At 68.9% G+C, this 12,027-nt stretch carries 11 protein-coding genes; 8 read left to right on the top strand and 3 right to left on the bottom strand.

Features of this window, described 5'->3' with window-relative positions:
- Positions 1–92: 92 nt before the first annotated feature.
- Together Q8M82_RS01745 and Q8M82_RS01740 are read right to left on the bottom strand one after the other, a co-directional pair.
- Positions 93–614 (bottom strand): hypothetical protein, encoded by a 522-nt coding sequence (locus Q8M82_RS01745; RefSeq protein WP_305689665.1) that lies wholly within the window; start codon positions 612–614, stop codon positions 93–95.
- A 249-nt stretch (positions 615–863) separates the two neighbouring features.
- Positions 864–2,513 (bottom strand): GMC family oxidoreductase, encoded by a 1,650-nt coding sequence (locus tag Q8M82_RS01740; protein ID WP_305689664.1) that lies wholly within the window; start codon positions 2,511–2,513, stop codon positions 864–866.
- Positions 2,514–2,894: 381 nt separating this feature from the next.
- On the opposite strand from Q8M82_RS01740, the gene Q8M82_RS01735 reads away from it, so the two are divergent.
- Together Q8M82_RS01735 and eutC are read left to right on the top strand one after the other, a co-directional pair.
- A complete protein-coding gene (locus tag Q8M82_RS01735; RefSeq protein ID WP_305689663.1) occupies positions 2,895–4,283 on the top strand; it encodes an ethanolamine ammonia-lyase subunit EutB in 1,389 nt (462 codons plus the stop codon).
- Positions 4,284–4,455: 172 nt separating this feature from the next.
- Positions 4,456–5,247, top strand: a complete 792-nt coding sequence (gene eutC, locus Q8M82_RS01730; protein WP_305689662.1) for an ethanolamine ammonia-lyase subunit EutC — start codon at positions 4,456–4,458, stop codon at positions 5,245–5,247.
- 6 nt (positions 5,248–5,253) lie between these two features.
- Here the strand turns inward: eutC and Q8M82_RS01725 are convergent, their stop codons facing one another.
- Positions 5,254–5,826, bottom strand: a complete 573-nt coding sequence (locus Q8M82_RS01725; RefSeq protein WP_305689661.1) for a DUF924 family protein — start codon at positions 5,824–5,826, stop codon at positions 5,254–5,256.
- A gap of 126 nt (positions 5,827–5,952) precedes the next feature.
- Here Q8M82_RS01725 and Q8M82_RS01720 point away from each other — a divergent pair, with 126 nt between their 5' ends.
- From Q8M82_RS01720 to Q8M82_RS01695, 6 genes are all read left to right on the top strand, one after another.
- Positions 5,953–6,960, top strand: coding sequence for a helix-turn-helix transcriptional regulator (locus tag Q8M82_RS01720; protein ID WP_305689660.1), 1,008 nt, complete (start codon positions 5,953–5,955; stop codon positions 6,958–6,960).
- A 288-nt stretch (positions 6,961–7,248) separates the two neighbouring features.
- The gene (locus Q8M82_RS01715) at positions 7,249–7,560 is read left to right on the top strand and encodes an STAS domain-containing protein (RefSeq protein WP_305689659.1); all 312 of its coding nucleotides are present in this window, start codon (positions 7,249–7,251) and stop codon (positions 7,558–7,560) included.
- A gap of 2 nt (positions 7,561–7,562) precedes the next feature.
- Entirely contained in the window at positions 7,563–7,928 is a 366-nt protein-coding gene (locus Q8M82_RS01710; protein WP_067991669.1) for a response regulator, read from the top strand.
- A complete protein-coding gene (locus Q8M82_RS01705; RefSeq protein WP_305689667.1) occupies positions 7,925–10,003 on the top strand; it encodes a chemotaxis protein CheA in 2,079 nt (692 codons plus the stop codon). The genes Q8M82_RS01710 and Q8M82_RS01705 overlap by 4 nt, the downstream gene beginning before the upstream one ends.
- A 56-nt stretch (positions 10,004–10,059) precedes the next feature.
- On the top strand, positions 10,060–10,497 hold the full coding sequence (locus Q8M82_RS01700; RefSeq protein WP_305689666.1) for a chemotaxis protein CheW: 438 nt from the start codon (positions 10,060–10,062) through the stop codon (positions 10,495–10,497).
- 31 nt (positions 10,498–10,528) lie between these two features.
- A partial coding sequence (locus tag Q8M82_RS01695) for a HAMP domain-containing methyl-accepting chemotaxis protein (protein WP_305689658.1) occupies positions 10,529–12,027 on the top strand: 1,499 nt, incomplete at its 3' end.

Raw genomic sequence — 12,027 nt, 5'->3', positions numbered from 1 at the left:
TGCTCCAGGAGGCTCCTGAACCATCTGGAGCATCCTTCGAGACGCCGCTGTGCGGCTCCTCAGGATGAGGGCTGAGTGAGACGACAGCCCGCTCACGCCCGCAAGCCGCGCCACCAAGCCCGCGCCGCGTCGCGGGCACGGAGCGCGAAGCCGTAAGCCGCGCTGGCGCGGACCCAGTCGAGCGCCCGGCGCCGCAGCCGGTCGAGCAGCGTCATCAGCCAGTTCAGCCAGCCATAGGTCAGCAGTTTCTCACGGCCGGCATGGTAGATGCGCTCGACCAGCAGGAAGCTGACGAGATGGGCGAAGGCGAAGACGACGAGCCCGGTCCGGAACCGGCCGTCTGCCATCATCCACAGCCCGAGCAGCTTGAGCGGCTCGGCGACCGCGAAGGGGACCGCCAGCAGCGCCAGGATCGAAAGCCGCGACTGCCGCGCGATTACGGCCTCCATACGCGCCACGATGCGCAGCGAAGCCACCCAGTCGATCAGCGGGCGGTAGAGCGGCCGGGCGATCTCGTCGAACACGACGATGACGGTCAGCACCGCCCGCAGGATGGCGAAGAGGAGGCGGGCGAGGGGGCCGCGTGTCTCGTCCCGGTTCGGCGGCTGCGTCATCGATCGTCCCTGCCTCGCGCCCGGCCGCTCACCGGCGTGCGTCCCGCCATCTCATCCGGCGCGATCCCAGCAATTCTGAGGCGTTCCCATCAAGCGCGGGTCATCCCGGACGCAGCGAAGCGGAGATCCGAGATCCATGCCGGAGCGCTTGCGGGCAAGGTTCCGGAATAGGTCCCGGGGCTCCCTGCCGGTCGCCCGGGACGACTCGCGCGCATGAGGTGACGGGCGGTCGACGGGGAGCGAAGCGAATTACCCCGCCTTCGCATCCTCCAGCATCATCGCCGCACCCTTCTCGCCGATCATCATGGTCGGATTGGCGGTGTTGCCGGAGGTGATGGCGGGCATGACGGAGGCGTCGATCACGCGAAGCCCCCTGATCCCGCGCACCCGCAGCCGCTCGTCCAGCACGGCGCGGGCATCGTCCGGGCGGCCCATCTTCGCGGTGCCGACGGGATGGAAGATCGTCGTCCCCAGCCGGGCCGAGGCGTCCAGCAGATCCTCGTCGCTCGTCGCCGCCGGGCCCGGCAGATGCTCCTGCGGCCGGAAGCGCGACAGCGGCGCCTGCCCGACGATGCGGCGCGTCAGCTTCATCGCGTCGATCGCGACCTGCCGGTCGGCTTGCGTATCGAGGTAGTTCGGCGAGATCGCGGGTGCGTCCTCGGCGTGGGGCGTCGCGATATGGACATGGCCGCGGCTGGTCGGGCGCAGATTGCAGACGCTGGCGGTGAAGGCGTCGAACGGGTGCAGCCCCGAGCCCCAGGAATCCAGCGAGAGCGGCTGGAAATGATACTGCAGATTGGCGGTCGCGTGCTCGGGCGAGGATTTGGCGAAGGCGCCGACCTGCGAGGGCGCCATCGTCAGCGGCCCGCTCCGCATCGCCGCATATTGCAGCGCCATCAGCGGCCGGCGCCAGATCTTGGCGTAGTCGCTGTTGAGGGTCCGCACGCCCTCGACCTTGTAGACGGGGCGGATCTGGAGATGGTCCTGCAGGTTCTCGCCGACGCCGGGCAGGTCCGCCACCGTCGCGATGCCCAGGCCCTGCAGCCGCGTCCCGTCGCCGATACCCGATCGCTCGAGCAGGGCCGGCGAGCCGATCGCGCCGGCCGAGAGCACGACCTCGCCCGAAACCTCGGCCCGCAGCTTCTCGCCGCCATGGCTGAACTCGACCGCAGTCGCGCGGCCGTCCTCGATCACCACGCGCTCGACCAGCACCTTGATCTCCAGCCGCAGATTATCCTCGCGGGCGTCGAGCACCGGCCGCAGGAAGGCGTTGAAGGCGCTCAGCCGCCGCCCGCGCCGCTGGTTGACCTGGAAATAGGAGGAGCCCTCATTGTCGCCGGTGTTGAAGTCGTCGATCTTGGCGATGCCGGCCTCGGCCGCCGCCTCGCGGATCGCGTCGAGGATCGCCCAGCGCACGCGCGGATGCTCGACGCGCCATTCCCCGCCGCTGCGATGGACCCCGCTTTCGCCCGGGCCGATATGGTCCTCGTGTTTCAGGAAAAAGGGCAACACGTCGTCCCAGCCCCAGCCGGAGAGCCCGAACTGGCGCCAGCCGTCATAGTCGGCGGCCTGGCCGCGCATATAGACCATGGCGTTGATCGCCGAGGAGCCGCCGACGACCTTGCCGCGCGGATAGGCCAGCGCCCGGCCGCCGAGGCCCGGCTGCGGCTCCGTCTTGAACAGCCAATCGGCGCGCGGGTTGCCGATGGCGAAGAGATAGCCGACCGGAATGTGGAACCAGATCCAGTCGTCGCGCCCGCCGGCCTCCAGCACCAGCACTTTCGTCTTGGGGTTTCGCGACAGCCGGTTGGCGACGACGCAGCCTGCCGAACCCGCGCCGATCACGACATAGTCGAAATGGCCGATCGTGCGGCGGTCGGTCTCGGCAGCGTCGGCCATGGCGTCCCTCGGGGCTGCGGCGGGTGCGCTCCCGCTCTGCGCCAACCGTTAAGCGGCACGGCCTATGGCGGCAATGGCGCTTAAGTGCGAATGGACTTTGCGTGGGGCCTCACGTCCACGCTGATCCGGACTGGCGGCGAAATCCGAACACGCGTGTCATCCCGGGCGACCGAAGGGAGACCCAGGATCCATTCCGGAAGCTCTCCGGCAAATGCTCCGGAATGGATCCGGATCTCCGCTTCGCTGCGTCCGGGATGACCCGCTCTGCTGGAGGGAGGACGAGGGCGAATGCCTCATCCCACGGCCCGCCGCTTGCTTGGGCCCTCTCGAATGGTTGTTATGGCGGCGCGGCGCTGGCGCCGTCCGCCCGGGAGAGTGTCGATGGGTTACCGCGTCGCGACCGGCACGCGCAGCTATCTCTTCAGCGATCTAAAGGAACTGATGGCGAAGGCGACGCCGCCGCGCTCGGGCGACCGGCTGGCGGGGCTCGCGGCCGGGTCGATGGAAGAGATGATGGCGGCGAGGATGGCGCTCGCCGACCTGCCGCTGCGGACCTTCCTGCACGAGGCGCTGATTCCCTACGAGGCCGACGAGGTCACGCGGCTGATCATCGACGGCCATGATGCGGCGGCCTTCGGCCCGGTCGCCTCGCTCACGGTCGGCGCCTTCCGCGACTGGCTCTGTTCTGAGGCGGCGACGACGGAGATTCTCGCCAAACTCGCCCCGGGCATCACGCCCGAGATGGCGGCTGCGGTTTCCAAGCTGATGCGCAACCAGGACCTGATCCTGGTCGCGCGGAAATGCAGCGTCGTCACGCGCTTCCGCAACACGCTCGGCCTGGCGGGCCGCATGGCGGTGCGCATCCAGCCCAACCACCCGACGGACGATGCCGCCGGCATCCTCGCCTCGACCATCGACGGGTTGAGCTATGGCTGCGGCGACGCCGTGATCGGCATTAACCCGGCCTCCGACAGCACGGCCCGGATCGCCGAACTGCTGCGTCTGCTCGACGATGTCATCGCCCGCTTCGACATCCCGACGCAGGCCTGCATCCTGACCCATGTCACCTCCTCGATTTCGCTGATCGAGCAGGGTGCGCCGGTCGATCTCGTCTTCCAGTCGGTCGCGGGCACGCAAGCCGCCAACGCCTCCTTCGGCGTCACGCTCGCGCTGCTGCAGGAGGGGCTGGAGGCCGGCCGCTCGCAGAAGCGCGGCACGGTCGGCGACAATGTCATGTATTTCGAGACCGGGCAGGGCGCGGCGCTCTCGGCCAACGCCCATCACGGCGTCGACCAGCAGACCATCGAGGCGCGCGCCTATGCCGTCTGCCGGGCCTACCAGCCGCTGCTGGTCAACACCGTCGTCGGCTTCATCGGCCCGGAATATCTCTATGACGGCAAGCAGATCATCCGCGCCGGGCTGGAGGACCATTTCTGCGGCAAGCTGATGGGCGTGCCGATGGGTTGCGACATCTGCTACACCAACCATGCCGAGGCCGATCAGGACGACATGGACACGCTGCTCACCTTGCTGGGCACGGCCGGCGTCAACTTCATCATGGGCGTGCCCGGCGCCGACGACGTGATGCTGAACTACCAGTCGACCTCCTTCCACGACCAGCTCTACATCCGCGAGGTGCTGGGCCTGCGGCGCGCGCCGGAGTTTGAGGACTGGTTGCTGCGCATGGACATTACCGACGCCGTCGGCCGTCTCAGCGCCGGGCAGGGCGGGCAGGCGCTGCTCGCCGCGATGCAGGACCGTGCGGCATGAGCGCCGGCTGCTCCTCATTCCCGATGTCGTCATCCTGGGCGCCCGAAGGGCGTCCCGGGATCCATCGTAGGGCTACGAGTTCTATGATGGATCCCGGATCTGCGCGGCTTCGCCGCTTGTCCGGGATGACCGTGGAGGTTGGTTCGCCGTCCCGTGCAATGGGGCTTTGGGCATGAACGGCTCCGAAAAACCCCCGGCCGCCGGCCGCTTCGCCGAACTCGCGCGGCTGACCCCCGCCCGCATCGCGCTCGGTCGCTCGGGCGTCTCGCTGCCGATGCACGAGGTGCTGCGCTTCGGCCTCGCCCACGCCCAGGCGCGCGACGCGGTGCACGCACCCTTCCGCCCAGACGACGTCGCTACCGCCCTCGCGGGGCTCGGGCTCGAGACGCTGGCGGTGGCAAGCGCGGCCCGCTCCCGCGAGGATTATCTGCGCCGGCCGGACTGGGGCCGCAGCCTGTCGCCGGAGAGCCTGACCGCCGTGGAGGCGCGGCAGGGCCGGTTCGATCTCGCCCTCGTCGTCGCCGACGGGCTGTCGTCCACCGCCGTCCACCAGAACGCCGCGCCGCTGGTCGAGGCGTTGCTGCCCCACCTCAGGCGCCAGTCGCTGTCGCTGGCCCCGGTCGTCATCGCCTCGCAGGCGCGGGTCGCGCTCGGCGATGCCGCGGGCCAGGCGCTGGGCGCAGGCATGGTGCTGGTGATGATTGGCGAGCGGCCGGGCCTGTCTTCGCCCGATTCGCTCGGCGCCTATCTCACCTTCGCGCCGCGCACGGGGCTGACCGACGAGGCGCGCAACTGCATCTCCAACATCCGTCCGGGCGGGATGGGCTTCGCCGAGGCGGCCTTCCGGCTGGCCTGGCTGATCGACCAGGGTTTTCGCCGTTCGCTGACCGGCGTCGGCCTCAAGGACGAGAGCGACGCGGCGCTGGAGGCCGGCGGCGCTGGCGGGTTGATCCCGGAGGGCTGAACGTCCTCAGCCGGCGAAGCCGCCCTCCGCGAGGAAGGCCGCCTCCTCCGGCGTCGTCTCCCGCCCGAGCAACGCATTGCGATGGGGGAAGCGCCCGAAGCGCCGGACAACCTCGCGGTGGCCCTCCGCATGCTCCGCCGCCTCGCCGCCGAGCGGCGTGCTCAGCGCGACCGAAAGGTCCTGATCCGCCACATCCTCGGAATGGCAGAAGGGCAGGTGCAGGAACAGCCGCAGTTCCGGCTCGATCGCCTCGCCATGTCCGCGCGCCTGCGCCAGCCGCGCGAAATGCCGCGCCAGCGGGTCGGTCGCGTACATATGCGCCGTGCCGCGGAAGCCGTTGCGCGGAAGCTGGTCGAGCAGGATCGCCAGCGCCAGGCTCCCCGGCGCGCTGTCGGCCCAGCCGTCGAGTTCCCGTCGCGCCGCCGCGAAATGCAAGCTAAGGAAGCGCTCGCGGAACAAGCTGTCGAAGGCCGCGTCCTTCCTGAACCAGCGCTCGGCACCCGCGTCACGCCAGAAATCGATGACGGACTGCGCCGTGTCGCCCGCTCCCCGACGAGGCCCGCCCGCGAATGTCTGCATGCTCTTCGATCTCCTGTCCTTTGGCCACCGACCGGCCAGACCGCCTCCCGGCCTCGGCAGATATCCTCTGCGCCGGGAGGGGTTGCTAACCTTGCGTCATCGACGTCAACTGGGGCGGTGACGACGATGCAGCCGCCACGACACCGTGACCAGCCGATCGCCGAGAGCTCTCCCGGCAGGGCCACTCACGCCCTCGTCAGCCGCGACGTCGCGGAGACGCAAGCCTGGCTCAACGCGCGCCTGCGCCGCGACCTGCGGCTGGAGCCGCTGGGGCCGGACGCCTTCGAGGCGAGACTGACGGCACAGTCCCTGGCCGGCGCGCATCTCATTCGGGCCGAGTATCCCGCCGGGATGCGGCTGAAACGCGGCGAGCCGCATGACGATCTCACCATCCGCATCGTCGCTGCCGGGGGAAGCCTGTTCTCGTCCGGCGGGCGGACCCTCGCCGCAGTGCCGGGGCGCGGGCTGGTGCTGAACACCGGCCTCTGCGAATCGGCCGAATACGGGCGCGGCAGTGTGCATACGACCTTCACGCTGCCGGGAGAGGAGGTCGCGCGCATCCTCCAGGCCGCCTTCGAGCGGCCCGCTCCGGGGCCTCTCGACATTGCCGGCGCGTTCGATGTGACGGCGCCCGAGGGCGTGACGATCATGGCGATGATGAGCGCGATCGAGGCGGGCCTTTCGGGCGACGCCCCGCTGGCGTCGGCGTCCCATGCGGCACGGCAGCTCCGCGATGCGCTGGTCATGCTCGCCCTGGCGCGCTTTCCGCACCGCTATGCCTCCTGGTTCGAAACGGCGGCTGCGGCTCCTGCGCCCTGGCAGATCCGGCGCGCCATCGCCTTCATCGACGCGCATGATTCCGGGCCCTTGACGGTCCAGGAGGTCGCCGACGCGGTCGGCATCGGCCTGCGCTCGCTGCAGGACGGCTTCCGCAAGCACAAGCATGTCTCGCCGCACGACTACATCAAGCAGGTGCGCCTGGCTGCGGTGCGCACCGAACTGCTCGATCCGGCGTCGGGCCGCTCCATCGAGGCGATCGCCCGGCACTGGGGCTTCGTCAACCGCGGCCACTTCGCGCTCGACTACCGCAACGCGTTCGGCGAGCAGCCCTCGCAGACGCGCCGCCGCCGCTGATCCGGCCCGGCACCGGCCGCGCCGCTTCGGCACGCCCCGGCCGTCCGGTCTCGCCGAGGCGCCAGATGACCAAACGTAAATCAGCCGTCAGCGAACATGGTGAATCAAATCCTGCCGCGGCGGGCTGCCGCGACTCGGCCGACGCGGGTCCGACTCCGCAGGCGCACGTTCGTTTCCGTCGACTTAAGATAAAAACCTACATTTTTAAGTGAATTATAAGTTTGTTCTCCTAGTTATTCTGTACGCAGCGCGAAAATCACAAGTAAAGACGAGGTCGAGGTCGAGACGATGAGCAAGACAAGTGCCAGCGACCTGAAAAGGTTCCGGGCCGAGGCCGATTGTACGCTTCGCCATGCCAAGGCGACGGCGGGCGCCCTGGTCCAGATCCTCGAGGCGGGCGGAGGCGTGCACGTCGATTGCTCCGCGGTCGAGCAGGCGGACATCACCTTCGTGCAGGCGCTGGTCGCGACCGAGCGCAGCTGCGCGGCCCGTGACCTGCCCTTCGCCCTCACCGGCCTGAGCGACGTCGTCGCCTCCGCCTTCCAACGGGCTGGCGTGACGCCGCCCGGCTCGATGCCTTCCGAACTGTCCGGGATCTGACCATGGCCAACATCCTCACCGTCGACGACTCGCCGAGCGTGCGGCAGATGATCAAGCTCGTGCTCGGTCCTGCCGGGCACAATGTCGTCGAGGCCGGCGATGGCTCGGAGGGCCTGGCCAAGGCCAAGGCGCAGAGTTTCGACCTCGTCATCACCGACCTCAACATGCCCGTGATGAACGGCATGCAGATGATCAAGGCCCTGCGCGCCCTGCCGGCCTTCATGGGCACGCCGATCGTCTTCCTGACCACCGAATCCGACGACGCCGTCAAGCAGGAGGCCAAGGCCGCCGGCGCGACGGGCTGGATCACCAAGCCGTTCAAGCCCGAGCAGCTGCTCGCCGTGGTCGCCAAACTCGTGAGGGCCTGATGGAACTCGATCCGACGGAAACATTCCGGCAGGAAGCCTCCGAGCTGCTCGATTCGCTCGAGACGGTGCTGCTCGACCTCGGCCAGACCCCGCAGGACCGCGACCTGATCGACGCCGCCTTCCGGGCGCTGCACACGATCAAGGGCTCGGGCGCGATGTTCGGCTTCGACAAGGTCGCGGCCTTCACCCATGATTTCGAGACGGCCTTCGACCTGATCCGCAAGGGCAAGATCGACGCCAACCACGACATCGTCACGGTCTCGCTCTCGGCACGCGACTATATCCGCACGCTGATCGAGGACCCCGATTCCACCGACCCGATCATCGGCGAGGCGATCGTCGAGGAGCTGCAGCGCCTGATCGGCGCCGGCCCCGCCGCGGCGAAGAATGCCGCTCCCGCGGCAGAGACTGCGGCCGAACCTGCGCCGGGGAACCCCGCTTCCGCCGGCTGGCGCATCGAGATCGCCTTCGAGCCCGGCATCCTGCGCAACGGCACCAACCCGCTCGTCCTGCTCGACGATCTGCGCGCGCTCGGCCCCTGCACGGTCGAGGCCGATCTCGGCGCCGTGCCGGTCCTCGAGGAGCTCGACCCGGAGACCTGCCTCATCACCTGGACGGTGACGCTGGAGAGCGCCTGCTCGCAGGAGGAGATCGAGGACGTCTTCATGTTCGTCCGCGACGAGATGAAGCTCGTCATCGCCCCGCTCGCCGCAGGCGGGCAGAGCGGGTTCGGCCTGGACATGTCGATGCCGGGCGATGCGGCTCCCGCCACCGCCACCGCGCCAGTGGTCGAGCCCGAGGCCGCTCCCGCTCCGGCCGCCCGCGCGGCTGCACCGGCCCCCGCCGCGCCGGCTCCCGAGAAGGCGGAGCTGAACCGCCGCGCCGAGGACAAGGGCACCACGACGGTGCGCGTCCAGGCCGAGCGCCTCGACGAGCTGATGGACCGGGTCGGCGAGCTCGTCATCGCCCAGGCCCGCCTCAGCCAGATCGCCCATTCCGGCACCGACCTCGCCATCAAGGCGATCGCCGAGGAGATCGAGCGCCTGGCCTCGGGCCTGCGCGACTCGACCATGGGCGTGCGCATGGTGCCGATGGGCTCGCTCTTCGGCCGTTTCCGCCGCCTCGTCCACGACCTCTCGCGCGATCTCGGCAAGCCGGTCGACTTCGTCACGGTCGGCGAGGACACCGAGATGGACAAGACCATGATCGAGCGCCTCGCCGATCCGCTGGTCCATCTGATCCGCAACGCCATCGATCACGGCATCGAGAATGCCGACGACCGCGCCAGGACCGCCAAATCCGCTACCGGCCGGATCGAGCTCGCCGCCCGCTATGTCGGTGCGCAGGTGCTGGTCACGGTCCAGGACGACGGCGCCGGCCTCAACACCGCCCGCATCCGAGCCAAGGCCGAGGAGAACGGGCTGATCGCGCCCGGCGCCAATCTCAGCGAGCACGAGATCCACCAGTTCCTGTTCCATCCGGGCTTCTCGACCGCCAAGACCATCTCGGCGCTCTCGGGCCGCGGCGTCGGCATGGACGTGGTCAAGCGCACCATCGAGGCGATGCGCGGCACCATCGACCTGACCACGATCCCGGGCCACGGCTCCTCGGTGACGCTGCGCCTGCCGCTGACGCTCGCCATCATCGACGGTCTGCTGATCCGCGTCGGCGAGGGGCGCTACATCATCCCGCTCTCGGCGGTCGAGGAGTGCATCGAGCTGACGGCGGAGGCGGAAGCCCGCGCCAAGGGCCGCAGCTTCCTCAATGTCCGCGGCGACCTCGTGCCCTTCCTGCGGCTGCGCGACGTCTTCGATGCAGAAGGCCAGCCCGATCCGCACCAGAAGGTCATCGTCACGTCGATCGGCGACACCCGCGTCGGCCTCGTCGTCGACCAGATCATCGGCAGCCACCAGACGGTGATCAAGTCGCTGTCGAAGCTGCATTCGGACGTCACCATGTTCTCCGGCGCGACCATCCTCGGCGATGGCTCGGCGGCGCTGATCCTGGATGTCGCCCAGCTCGTCACGCTCGGCCAGTCCCGCGCCGAGAACGACAGAACCCCGGAGGCCGCGTGATGACGCAAGCTCAGATGCAGGGCGCCGGTGCGGATGCCGGCGCGGGCCTTCCGCCAATGGGCGAGACCCGGCTCCAGGTGCTGATGGTCGGCCTCGGCAACGAGATCTTCGCCGTCGAGACCGACATGGTCCGCGAGATCATCGACCCCGTGCCGGTGACGCGCGTCGCCGGCGCGCGCGCCTTCCTGCCGGCGCTGGTCAATGTGCGCGGCAACGTCATCCCGCTCGCGGATCTGCGCATCCGCTTCGGCATGCCCAAGAGCGAGCAGACCGCCGATACGCGCATCGTCGTGATCGAGGTGGAGATCGACGGCGACCCCGTCACCCTCGGGCTGCTCGCCGACAAGGTCTACGAGGTCACCGAGGTTTCGACGCGGCAGATGCAGCAGACGCCGCGTCTCGGCAGCCATTGGCGGCCCGAATTCATCCGCTTCATCACGAAGTGGGACGAGGAATTCGTCATCGTTCCGGACATGTCCAGGATTCTGGGCTGAATTTTTCCCATTGGATTTGGGGGCTACCAAGATGCGTTTCACGATCAAGGCCAAGCTCGCTTCGGCGTTTGGCGTCATCATAACCTTGTCCATGGTCGCTGGCGGGCTCTCCTATCAGGAACTGGCCAAGATGGAGGCGTCCCAGCAGACCATCATCGGGCAGGGCGAGCGCGTCTCGAAGATCGCCGAGATCCAGAGCGAGCTGCAGGGGCAGGTCCGTGCCGAGAAGAACGCAATCCTGGCCTCGGAAGCCAAGGATGTCGAAGCCGCCGCGACCGAGATGATGACTCGCCGGGCCAATGCCGCGCGGTTCACCTCGGAACTTTACGCCATCGCGTCGCCGGAGGGTAAGCGGCTGCTCGATCAGGCGACCGCCAAGGGCAAGGTGCTGAACGACGTTCAGGACGAGACGGTCCGCAACGCCAAGCTGAACTCGGCCAACCGCGCCTATGAGCTCTGGGCGGCCGAAGGCGCTCCGGCCCTGACCGCGCAGAACGCCGCCTACGCCGTCGTGATCGAGGAACTCGCCAGGCATCCCAACTCGATGCAGCACGCCGTCGCCGGGCGCACGACGATGACGGCGCGCTACGAGACGGCGCGATACCTGCGCATGCTGATCGAGGTTTTCACCGCCAACTCCCTGGCCGAGCTCGACGCCCGCCGCCAGGCGCTGGCGACCCAGAGCGAAGCCGTCAAGCGCTCCAAGGTAGCGGCGATCGCCGTCTTGAGGGATGTCGGGCTCGCCACGCAGGACATCGACAGCCGCGGCGAGCAGGTGCTGGCGGTCGGCATGCGCGCCTCCGACATCGCCCGCGAGGGTGGTGTGATCAAGGCGATCGAGATGACCAGGAGCGAAGGCCGCAGGGCGCTGCTCGAAACGCTCGCCGCCTTCGACGCCTACACGGTCTTCGCCCAGAAGCGCATGGCCGAAATCGCGACCGAGGCGACCGCCGCCGCGGCCTTCGCCAAGACGCTGCTGCTCTCGATCGTCGCCGCTTCGCTGCTGATCGCCATCGCCGCCGCCGTCTGGATCGCGCTCAACATCAGCCGCGGCGTCGCCGGCGCCGTCTCCATCGCCAACGCCGTCGCCGCCGGCGACCTCACCCAGACCGCCAAGGTTCAGTCCAACGACGAGGTCGGCGACCTCGTCACCGCCTTGAACGGCACGGTCGAGAAGCTGCGCGAGGTCGTCGGACAGGTGACCTCGGCCGCCGAGAACATGTCGTCGGGCTCGCAGGAACTCTCGGCCAGCGCCGAGCAGCTCTCGCAGGGCTCGACCGAGCAGGCCTCGACGACCGAGGAGGCCTCCTCCTCGATGGAGGAGATGGCCGCCAACGTGAAGCAGAACGCCGAGAACGCCCAGACCACCGAGAAGATGGCGACCCAGTCGGCGCAGGACGCCGAGGCCTCCGGGGCCGCCGTCGGCAAGGCGGTGGAGGCGATGCAGACCATCGCGCAGAAGATCAACATCGTGCAGGAGATCGCCCGCCAGACCGATCTGCTGGCGCTCAACGCGGCGGTCGAAGCGGC

This window comes from Allobosea sp., assembly GCF_030694325.1.
Taxonomy (GTDB): domain Bacteria; phylum Pseudomonadota; class Alphaproteobacteria; order Rhizobiales; family Beijerinckiaceae; genus Allobosea.
This window is presented reverse-complemented; position numbering and strand designations above follow the sequence as displayed.

What these genes read in the sequence shown, in the direction of transcription:
- Q8M82_RS01745 (WP_305689665.1), bottom strand. Translation starts at nt 614, where the DNA reads ATGACGCAGCCGCCGAACCGGGACGAGACACGCGGCCCCCTCGCCCGC.
- Q8M82_RS01740 (WP_305689664.1), bottom strand. Translation starts at nt 2,513, where the DNA reads ATGGCCGACGCTGCCGAGACCGACCGCCGCACGATCGGCCATTTCGAC.
- Q8M82_RS01735 (WP_305689663.1), top strand. Translation starts at nt 2,895, where the DNA reads ATGGGTTACCGCGTCGCGACCGGCACGCGCAGCTATCTCTTCAGCGAT.
- eutC (WP_305689662.1), top strand. Translation starts at nt 4,456, where the DNA reads ATGAACGGCTCCGAAAAACCCCCGGCCGCCGGCCGCTTCGCCGAACTC.
- Q8M82_RS01725 (WP_305689661.1), bottom strand. Translation starts at nt 5,826, where the DNA reads ATGCAGACATTCGCGGGCGGGCCTCGTCGGGGAGCGGGCGACACGGCG.
- Q8M82_RS01720 (WP_305689660.1), top strand. Translation starts at nt 5,953, where the DNA reads ATGCAGCCGCCACGACACCGTGACCAGCCGATCGCCGAGAGCTCTCCC.
- Q8M82_RS01715 (WP_305689659.1), top strand. Translation starts at nt 7,249, where the DNA reads ATGAGCAAGACAAGTGCCAGCGACCTGAAAAGGTTCCGGGCCGAGGCC.
- Q8M82_RS01710 (WP_067991669.1), top strand. Translation starts at nt 7,563, where the DNA reads ATGGCCAACATCCTCACCGTCGACGACTCGCCGAGCGTGCGGCAGATG.
- Q8M82_RS01700 (WP_305689666.1), top strand. Translation starts at nt 10,060, where the DNA reads ATGGGCGAGACCCGGCTCCAGGTGCTGATGGTCGGCCTCGGCAACGAG.